Here is a 1,804-nt window from a genome sequence, read left to right on the forward strand (position 1 = left end):
GGGATTTTGGGGAATTTTGCAAAGGTCTCAGATTATCTGAAAATAAGATTCAAGGTTTTCAGACGACCTTTTAGCGGGTAAATTGCTCTCTAGATTGTTGTTACCGTAAAAGGTCGTCTGAAAATCCTACCCACTCAAAAACAAACCGCCCTTTCAGGCGGTTTGTTTTCAGCTTAAACAGACGGTTATTGCTTTTTACCGCCGAATACACCGAAAGCGTTGTTACTTGAAGAGCCATTATCACCTGGTTTTTCATTGTAACTGTATCGTCCCGCCATTTCGGCAGCTTTGTCGCCGTAGAATCCGCCTGAGATAGAACCTTGCACACCGGAATCCCATTTACCATTAAAGCTGCTGCCTGTAATACCTGCGGTAAAGGCTCGTTCATTCATGAACCATCTGTCACCACTATTGATTTTACCTGCGATAGTCTTGGTATCGAAGTTGACATCTGCGGTAAACGAACCGGCAGTACGGTAGCCTCCTGTATCACCCACCCAGTTTTCCTTATTATCCAAGTTGCGGGCACGGAAATTCAACACCTCGCCTGCGTATTTAGCCGTACCGGACGGTAGAGAGGTACTCATTACCCCCTGAACAAACAAGGAGTAGGCATTATCAGCAAGTTTTGCCGCACCGAAGACAACATTGCTCAAATTGCCTGAAGCAACAAACGACTTGTAGTCCGAACCCAATTCAGTTTGATAGAGCTTGTTGGTAACAGGTGCCAAAGCGATTGCCGTACCGTTGATGACGACTTTGGTCAAATCGGCGATATTCGATAAGAAGTATTGCTCGCCTGTTTCGCCTTTTTTCAATTCGGTTGTGGCAGCGTCAACTTTAGGCTGAGTTACAGGCGCATCAGGTTTGGCAACCGGCGCATCAGGCTGGCCGCCTGCTTGAGCTGCATCTTGGCGTTTTGCACCAAACACACCGCGCGCCACTACGTCTTCATCACGTTGGTTTTTGCCTGCCGCACTATATGTACCGGCAAGTTGGTCTGCCTTCGCGCCAAAGAATCCGCCTTGCATCGTACCTTGCTTGTTGGAGAAGGTATTACCGTGCAAATCGCCATTGAAAGACAGATTTTCCGCCATATCGCGCGCATTGGATTTGACGACACCTGCAATCCTGTTGCCACCACTACCACCGCCAACCGTTTGATCGGAATAGCGGTTGATGCTGACATTGATGGTTTTTTGGTCGAAATTGACTTTTGCGGTAACATCGGTTGCTTTGGCGGCAGGATACAGATTGGCCAGCTTGGCTTGCGAACCGGTTTCAAAAATTTCTTGCAGACCTCTTGTATTGATCGGCAGTCCGTTTTGGAAATGCAGGCCGATGCCTTTATAGGTTGCATCCCCTCTTTGGGCTGCAACGGTATCACTGCCTGATGGCGTGCCTTGGACAAACAACGCCTGTTTCACATCACGCAGATCACTGACATCGGCAACACCGCCGTAACGAACGTCAGGCAACAGGTCGCCGCTGTGTACCGCATATTGTGCTGCATCGGTTTTACCGCCGTTCATACTTTTTTCGCCCAACGTAAACTCACCCGCTTTAACGTCTTTGGTATTAATGGCGACACCATCAAGTACGACGCTGTTTTTATCCGAGGCAGTCGGAGCTTCGGTTTTGGCATATTCCAAATCGCCGGTTTCACGTTTTTTCGCTACCAAGACACCGCCATCCAAAGCCTTACCCATTACTTTGCCTTCGCCGCCAAAACCTTGACCTGAATTGGCCTCATTGGCTTTCTTAGCTTCCTCAGCTTTCTTGGCTTCTTCAGCTTTCTTGGCTT

Annotated in this window: 1 protein-coding gene; it reads right to left on the minus strand. The window is 48.4% G+C overall.

Annotation, left to right across the window (positions count from 1 at the left end):
* Positions 1-185 precede the first annotated feature (185 nt).
* Positions 186-1,804 (minus strand): transferrin-binding protein-like solute binding protein (locus HMPREF2865_RS05775; RefSeq protein WP_070646347.1); only part of this gene is annotated, 1,619 nt, incomplete at its 5' end.

The sequence above is a fragment of the Neisseria sp. HMSC073G10 genome, from assembly GCF_001812605.1.
GTDB classification, from domain to species: Bacteria; Pseudomonadota; Gammaproteobacteria; order Burkholderiales; family Neisseriaceae; genus Neisseria; species Neisseria subflava_A.